Below are 7,485 nucleotides of genomic sequence, written 5' to 3' on the forward strand. Positions count from 1 at the left end.
TTGCAACGTGCCAAGAAAGTTCTTGACAGGCCTCGTCCGCCCGACGTAGCGTGACTCGCACACCGGGGTTGGCACGTGCCAACCCCGGACGGCGACGGTGCCGCACACCCGCTGGGAGAGGTCTCATGAACATCGGCTGCCACGGGCTCGTCTGGACGGGGAACTTCGATGCCGAGGGCATCCGTCTGGCGGTGCGCAAGACCAAGGAGGCGGGTTTCGACCTCATCGAGTTCCCGCTGATGGACCCGTTCTCGTTCGACGTCTCGGTCGCGAAGGATGCGTTGGAGGAATACGACCTCGCCGTCAGCGCCTCGCTCGGACTCTCCGAGGCGACCGACGTCACCAGCTCCGACCCCGCGATCGTCGCGGCCGGCGAAGCCCTGCTCCTGAAAGCCGTCGACGTGCTCGCGGATCTGGGGGGTCAGCACTTCTGCGGGGTGATCTACAGCGCCATGAAGAAGTACATGGCGCCGGTGACGGCCGAGGGGCTCGCGAGCAGCAAGGCCGCGATCGCGCGGGTCGCCGACCATGCCGCCGAACGGGGGGTCTCCGTCGCGCTCGAGGTCGTGAACCGCTACGAGACCAACGTGCTGAACACGGCGAGGCAGGCTCTGGAGTACGTCGCCGAGGTCGATCGGCCGAACCTCGGGATCCACATCGACACGTACCACATGAACATCGAGGAGTCGGATATGTTCGCGCCGGTCCTCGATGCCGCCCCTGCCCTGCGCTACGTGCACATCGGTGAGAGCCACCGTGGCTATCTCGGGACCGGGACGGTCGACTTCGACACGTTCTTCAAGGCGCTCAGCCGCATCGGCTACGACGGTCCGATCGTCTTCGAGTCGTTCTCGTCGGCGGTCGTCGCCCCCGACCTCAGCCGCATGCTCGGCATCTGGCGCAACCTCTGGAACGACAACGTCGAACTCGGCGCCCACGCGAACGCGTACATCCGCGACAAGCTCGTCGCGGTCGAGTCGATCCGCCTCCACTGAGTGGAATCCGGCCGGGGGAGCATCGGAAGATCAAGATGTCATTACAGGTCTTCCCCATCCGGCCGTCATTAGATACATTTAGATACAACTTGCGCTGCCCGTAGCGTAGGACGCAGAATTGATCCGATGTTTGCGACGGAATGATCCGTCGACGTCGAAGCAGAACCTTCAAGGAAGCAGGTGAGCGCATGAGTGGACCCATCCTCCGGGTCGAGGGGATCAGCAAAGGATTCCCCGGCGTGCAGGCGCTGAAAGACGTGCACCTCGAGGTGCACGCCGGCGAGGTGCTCGTGCTCGTGGGCGAGAACGGCGCGGGAAAGTCGACCCTGATGAAGATCCTCTCCGGGATCTACACCAAGGACGAGGGCACGATCACGTTCGAGGGTCAGGAGGTCGAGCTCACGAGCCCCCTCCAGGCGCAGGAGCTCGGCATCACGATCATCCATCAGGAGCTCAACCTGATGCCCGATCTGACCGTCGCGCAGAACATCTACGTGGGGCGAGAGCCCACCACGGGGCCGTTCCTGTCGGAGCGCAAGCTCAACGCGCAGACCGCCGACCTGCTGCAGCGCCTCGACATCCACCTGAACCCCCGTCAGCTCGTCGGCGAGCTCACGGTGGCCGAGCAGCAGATGGTCGAGATCGCCAAGGCGCTGTCCTTCAACGCCAAGGTCCTCATCATGGACGAGCCCACCTCGGCCCTCACCGACACCGAGGTCGAGACGCTCTTCGTGCTGATCGAGCAGCTCAAGGCGCGCGGCACCGGGATCGTCTACATCTCGCACCGCATGGACGAGCTGCGCCGTCTGGCCGACCGCGTGACCGTCCTGCGTGACGGCACATACATCGGATCACTCGACAAGTCCGAGATCACCATCCCGACGATCATCGAGATGATGGTCGGGCGTGTGATCGACGAGGGGACCCGCCCCCAGGCCCGCGAGCACGCGAACGACCCCGTGGTCCTCGAAGTGCAGGGTCTGTCGACCAAGAGCCTCTTGAAAGACGTCTCGTTCCAGTTGCACAAGGGCGAGATCCTCGGCTTCGCCGGGCTCATGGGCGCCGGTCGCACCGAGACCGCCCGTGCGGTCATCGGTGCCGACCACCGCGACAGCGGCACGATCGCCATCGACGGTCGCGCGGTGCGCATCGCCCAGCCGGCGGATGCCGTGCACCACGGTGTCGGATACCTCTCGGAGGACCGCAAGCTCCTCGGACTCATGCTCGAGCAGGACGTGACGTTCAACACCGTGCTCGCCTCGCTCGGCTCCTACGCCAATGCGATCGGCTGGATGGGCGACAGCAAGGCGAAGAACCGTACCAAGGAGTACGTGCAGCAACTGCGCGTGAAGACGCCATCGGTCAACCAGGTCGTCAAGCTCCTCTCCGGAGGGAACCAGCAGAAGGTCGTCATCGCCCGGTGGCTGATGCGCGACTGCGACATCCTCATCTTCGACGAGCCGACCAGAGGGATCGACGTCGGCGCGAAGGAGGAGATCTACCGCCTCATGCAGCAGCTCGCTGACGCAGGCAAATCCATCATCGTCATCTCATCCGAGCTCCCGGAGATCCTCCGTGTGGCGAACCGCATCGCGGTCTTCGCCAACGGTCGCATCACCGGGACGCTCCGCAACGAGGAAGCAAGCCAGGAGAAGATCATGCAACTCGCAGCCCACGGGGAGGAAGACTGATGAGCGCTCCGCAGCAGCCCGGATCGTCGACGACGACGATCATCCAGACCGCCGTGAACGAGAACACGGACAAGAGGGACGTCAGGGCGTTCCTGAAGCGTCAGTTCCAGCAGTCGCTGGCGTTCGGCACGCTCATCGTGCTGATCATCTTCTTCTCGATCGCCAGCCCCAACTTCTTCACCTTCAGCAACATCGCCACCGTGCTGCTGTCGACGGCCGTCATCGGCATCCTCGCCCTCGGCACCACCTTCGTCATCATCACCGGCGGCATCGACCTGTCGATCGGCACCGGGATGGCGCTCTGCGCCGTGATGACGGGTGTGTTCGTGACGAACATGGGGCTCCCGGTGTGGGTCGGCGTCATCGGCGGCATCCTGACCGGTGTGCTGATGGGACTCGTCAACGGCGTGAACATCACGTTCCTCCGGCTTCCTCCGTTCATCGCCACCCTCGCGATGATGATGATCGCCGGCGGCCTCGCCCTCGTGATCTCGGGGGTCGCACCGATCTACTTCTCCACCTCGGCCCCCGACTTCAAGAAGATCGCCCTCGGCGTGATCATCCCCGGCATCCCGAACGCCGTGCTCGTCACCGCCGTTCTCGCGATCATCGCCTACCTGGTGCTGTCGAAGACGCTGCTCGGCCGCTACACGTTCGCGATCGGATCGAACGAAGAGGCCACGCGCCTCTCGGGTGTCAACACGCGTCGCTGGACGATCCTGATCTACATGTTCGCCGGGGCGTTCACCGGCGTCGCGGGCATCGTCATCGCCTCCCGCCTCGACTCGGCCCAGCCGCAGATCGGCACCGGATACGAACTGCAGGCGATCGCCGCAGTCATCATCGGCGGCACCTCGCTGCTGGGCGGACGCGGATCGATCCTCGGCACCGTGATCGGCGCGCTCATCATGAGCGTGCTCGTGAACGGCCTGCGCATCATGTCGATCCAGCCCGAGTGGCAGAACATCGTCGTCGGCGTGGTCGTGCTGCTCGCGGTGTTCCTCGACTCGCTCCGCAACCGACAGCGCACCTGAGACCTGGGCGGCGGCGAAACCCGTGCCCGTCGTCGTTCTCCGGCTCCGGCCGGCTCCGCGGAGACATCCGCACAGGCACCTGGAATGTCCACAGCGCCGGCCCGTCCGGCATCCACACAGAACAAACCGAGCCGTACCCAAACAATGGAGTTTTCATGAAATTCGGGAAGAAGACCGCACTCGTGGCCCTCGTGGCCGCATCCGCACTGGTGTTCGCCGGCTGTGCCGGCGGTGGCGGCGACGTGATCGAGGAAGGCTCGAGCAGCGGCGGCAGCAACGACGGCGAGATGTACATCGCCATGGTCTCGAAGGGCTTCCAGCACCAGTTCTGGCAGGCCGTGAAGAAGGGTGCAGAGGACAAGGCGAAGGAGCTCGGCGTGAAGATCACGTTCGAGGGCCCCGCAGCCGAGACCGAGATCGCCGGCCAGCTCGAGATGCTGACCGCTGCGATCGACAAGAACCCGGACGCCATCGCCTACGCCGCCCTCGACCCCGAGGCGTGCGTCGCTCCGCTCGAGCAGGCCAAGGCGAAGGACATCCCCGTCGTCTACTTCGACGCCCCCTGCAACGGTGACGTCGGGCTCAGCCTGTCGGCCACCGACAGCAAGGTCGCCGGTGCGCTCGCTGCCGAGCACATGGCCGACCTGATCGGCGGCGAAGGACAGGTCGCGATCGTCGGCCACTCGCAGATCAACTCGACCGGTGTCGAGCGTCGCGACGGCTTCGTCGACAAGATCAAGGCGGACTACCCCGACATCGAGATCGTCGACATCCAGTACGGCGACGGCGACCACCTCAAGTCGGCTGACATCGCCAAGACCCTGATCGCGGCACACCCCGACCTCAAGGGCATCTACGGCACCAACGAGGGCTCGGCCATCGGCGTCGTGAACGCCGTGAACGAGCTGGGCCTCGAGAAGGGCAAGATCACCATCGTCGGCTTCGACTCCGGTGCCGCACAGATCAACGCCATCAAGGACGGCACCATGGCCGGTGCCATCACGCAGGACCCGATCGGCATCGGCGCCCAGGTCGTGCAGGCGGCCTACGACGCCGCCAACGGCAAGGACGTCGAGAAGTTCTACGACACCGGTTCGTACTGGTACGACAAGAGCAACATCGACGACCCGAAGATCGCCGCTGTGCTCTACGAGTGACACCGCATGCATGAAGAAGCCCCTCACCTTCGGGTGGGGGGCTTCTTCGTGTCCGGGGTGTGTGCGTGTGCTGTGCGCGTGTGCCGGATGTCGGAAGGTCTCCCGGATGCAGGAGCGGACGCCGGCGATTCCTCCGACATGCGTGCATTCCTCCGACAGGTGAACAGGGCGGAGAGGCCGGGAGCGCGCGCGGCGGTCCCACCCACACGGAGGTCTCACCCCGCATGGTCACGGACGGCGTGCCACGGCGATACGGCGCCGCGTGACGGCGTGGGGCCGTCAGAGGCGGCGGAGGAAGGTGAGCTGCGACGACGGCTCGACGATGAGCTCCTGCAACGCCGCGTTGAAGGGGACTCCGGCGGGGGCGGCGATGTGCGCCTGGAAGGCCGCCTCGTCGCAGTAGACCTCGTAGACGAAGAAGCGGTCGGGGTCGTCGACGAGCCGGGTCGCATCGAAGACGATGTTGCCCTCCTCGGCGCGCACGACCTCGGCGAAGTCACGCACCAGGGCGGCCACGCGATCGCCGGCTCCGGGCTGGGCGGTGAACGTGGCGTGCAGGATGGTCGGCTCGGACACGGTGTCTCCTCGGGGGTGTCGGGGGTGGAAGCGGATGCTCATGGCCATGCTCGTGCTCAGGGCGCGGATCAGGGCGGCAGGGTCAGGGCGAGAGGGTCAGCAACCGCGCCGGGGTGGACACGAGCATTCGATGCACGGCCTCGTCTCCCACGGCCGCGCGGAGGCGCGGGAGGTAGCGGTCGCCGAGGTAGGCGAGTCCGGGCATGCCACCGTAGGCGATGTACCTCGTGCGCCGGGCGACGTCGCCGCCGAGCACGATCCGGTCGCCGGCACCACGCTCGACCACCGCGACGGTCAGGGCGAGCAGTTCGGCGTCGGAGCGGGTGCGCGGACGCGCGAAGCCGTCGTACCCGAGGTGGGCACCGCGTTCGGCGAGCGACGCGTGCAGCCCGGGGTCGGGGTCGCGGTCGGCGTGCGCCAGCACGACACGGTCGGCGGACACGCCCTCGGCCCCGAGCAGGTCGAGCACCTCGTGGGCTGCCGTGCCGAACTCCAGATGCACCATGACCGGGGCGCCCGTCGCGCGGTGCGCCTCGGCCACGGCGATCAGGGTGGTGCGCTCGAACGGGCTGATGCGCCAGTAGTCGGCGCCGCCCTTGAGGAGACCTGCGCGCACGGGGCTGCCATCGGGTGCCGCGGCGAGGGGCGCCTCGGGTGTCTCGAAGATCTCCCCGTCGTCGGCGGGCATGCCGCGCATGATGTCGGCGATGAAGAGGGCGGCCAGACGGTCGGCGGTCCACACCTGCATCGGATGGTCCGCGCCGTAGTGGGCCTCCCGGTGTCGTCCGGTCGTCGCGACGATGTGCAGTCTGGTCGAGGCGCTGATCCGGGCGAGGGGTGCGGGGTCGCGCGCGAGACCGAACGGCGTGGCATCCACCATCGTCTCGAACCCGCTCGCCTGCAGCAGGGCGGCTTCTTCGCCCGAGGCCTTCTCGTCGTCGAGTTCGTCGCCCGGCAGCAGCGGAGTCACCTGGAACAGGTGCTCGTGATAGTCCACCCGCCCGAGGAGCGCAGGGGCGATGTCGCCGAGCACGGTTCGGACGACGGTGGGCATCAGCGCACCGACTCCGCGGCCTCGGCGAGCCGTTCGACGACGTCGGGCGTGAGGTCGAGCTCGAACACGTCGGCCACCACCTGCGACCAGCCATGGATGAAGTAGCGCCACCCGTCGACCACGTGCAGCCCGCGGGCGGATGCCTGAGCCTCGGCCTGGTGCAGGAACTCGAGCGAGCCGCGGTAGTTGAACTCCCATGCGTACGCCCCCTCGGGGAACACCACGGCGTCGGTCAGGGGCGAGCCGGGGCGGTCCTTGCCGAGACCGGTCGCGTTCGCGATCACCGATCCTGCGGGGGCCGCAGCCACCAGGGCATCGGCGTCTGCGGGGGTCGCCGTCACGACGTACTCGATCAGGCCCTCGCGGGTGCCGTGCTGACGGTGCACCTCGCGCAGGTGGTCGAGCTTGTCCTGTGTGCGGGCGGTGACCGTGATCTTCGACGGGGCGTCGGCCCGCTCGGCCAGTGCCCAGCTCAGCGCGGTGCCCGATCCACCGGCCCCGAGGATCACGACCGCACCGCCCGTGCGAGCGAAGTGATCGGCGGGAAGGAAGTCGTTCAGGGCCAGGTCGACGGTGATCGGATCCTTCGCCCGCCCTGACAGGACCGTGCCGCGCTTCGCGATGCTGGAGATCTCGGAGCACGACACCGCGAACGGGTCGAGCTCGTCGAACAGGTCGGATGCCGCGGCGTACACGTTCATCTTGTGCGTGGTCACGAGGGCTCCCCGGTGATGCGGGTCGTCGCGGATCTGCTCGACCATCGCGCGGTACTGCGCGGGATCGGCATCCATCGGCAGGTCGTGGCCGACCAGGGTGCGCGTCGGCAGCTCCAGGATGTCGGCCCACAGGGGGAAGACCTTCATGATCGACGACGACGCGGTGGTCACGCCTACGAAGCCCATGTAGTCGGCGGATGCCGGAGCGGGGGCAGGGGCGACGACGTCGGCGGTGGTGGTCATCGGGTCTCCTCGGTGACGG

Annotated in this window: 7 protein-coding genes; 4 read left to right on the top strand and 3 right to left on the bottom strand. The window is 67.0% G+C overall.

Annotated features, from left to right (window positions below):
• Nucleotides 1–125: 125 nt before the first annotated feature.
• From L687_RS23915 to L687_RS23930, 4 genes are all read left to right on the top strand, one after another.
• Complete coding sequence (locus L687_RS23915) at nt 126–995, top strand: sugar phosphate isomerase/epimerase family protein (RefSeq protein WP_021198324.1); 870 nt, start codon at nt 126–128, stop codon at nt 993–995.
• Nucleotides 996–1,183: 188 nt separating this feature from the next.
• The gene (locus tag L687_RS23920) at nt 1,184–2,686 is read left to right on the top strand and encodes a sugar ABC transporter ATP-binding protein (protein ID WP_021198325.1); all 1,503 of its coding nucleotides are present in this window, start codon (nt 1,184–1,186) and stop codon (nt 2,684–2,686) included.
• Nucleotides 2,686–3,720, top strand: a complete 1,035-nt coding sequence (locus L687_RS23925) for an ABC transporter permease (protein WP_021198326.1) — start codon at nt 2,686–2,688, stop codon at nt 3,718–3,720. The genes L687_RS23920 and L687_RS23925 overlap by 1 nt, the downstream gene beginning before the upstream one ends.
• Nucleotides 3,721–3,875: 155 nt before the next feature.
• Nucleotides 3,876–4,877: an ABC transporter substrate-binding protein gene (locus L687_RS23930; protein WP_021198327.1), complete on the top strand. Its 1,002-nt coding sequence runs from the start codon at nt 3,876–3,878 to the stop codon at nt 4,875–4,877.
• Nucleotides 4,878–5,156: 279 nt separating this feature from the next.
• On the opposite strand, the gene L687_RS23935 is transcribed toward L687_RS23930, so the two are convergent.
• The 3 genes from L687_RS23935 to L687_RS23945 all read right to left on the bottom strand — a co-directional run bounded on the left by L687_RS23935 (nt 5,157) and on the right by L687_RS23945 (nt 7,466).
• Nucleotides 5,157–5,453: a putative quinol monooxygenase gene (locus L687_RS23935; protein WP_021198328.1), complete on the bottom strand. Its 297-nt coding sequence runs from the start codon at nt 5,451–5,453 to the stop codon at nt 5,157–5,159.
• Between the two features lie 82 nt (nt 5,454–5,535).
• Complete coding sequence (locus tag L687_RS23940; protein ID WP_021198329.1) at nt 5,536–6,507, bottom strand: phosphotriesterase family protein; 972 nt, start codon at nt 6,505–6,507, stop codon at nt 5,536–5,538.
• Nucleotides 6,507–7,466: a hypothetical protein gene (locus L687_RS23945; protein ID WP_021198330.1), complete on the bottom strand. Its 960-nt coding sequence runs from the start codon at nt 7,464–7,466 to the stop codon at nt 6,507–6,509. The genes L687_RS23940 and L687_RS23945 overlap by 1 nt, the downstream gene beginning before the upstream one ends.
• Nucleotides 7,467–7,485 lie beyond the last annotated feature (19 nt).

Origin of the sequence: Microbacterium maritypicum MF109 (assembly GCF_000455825.1) — a bacterium.
Classification (GTDB): domain Bacteria; phylum Actinomycetota; class Actinomycetes; order Actinomycetales; family Microbacteriaceae; genus Microbacterium; species Microbacterium maritypicum_A.

What these genes read in the sequence shown, in the direction of transcription:
- L687_RS23930 (WP_021198327.1), top strand. Translation starts at nt 3,876, where the DNA reads ATGAAATTCGGGAAGAAGACCGCACTCGTGGCCCTCGTGGCCGCATCC.
- L687_RS23920 (WP_021198325.1), top strand. Translation starts at nt 1,184, where the DNA reads ATGAGTGGACCCATCCTCCGGGTCGAGGGGATCAGCAAAGGATTCCCC.
- L687_RS23945 (WP_021198330.1), bottom strand. Translation starts at nt 7,466, where the DNA reads ATGACCACCACCGCCGACGTCGTCGCCCCTGCCCCCGCTCCGGCATCC.
- L687_RS23925 (WP_021198326.1), top strand. Translation starts at nt 2,686, where the DNA reads ATGAGCGCTCCGCAGCAGCCCGGATCGTCGACGACGACGATCATCCAG.
- L687_RS23940 (WP_021198329.1), bottom strand. Translation starts at nt 6,507, where the DNA reads ATGCCCACCGTCGTCCGAACCGTGCTCGGCGACATCGCCCCTGCGCTC.
- L687_RS23915 (WP_021198324.1), top strand. Translation starts at nt 126, where the DNA reads ATGAACATCGGCTGCCACGGGCTCGTCTGGACGGGGAACTTCGATGCC.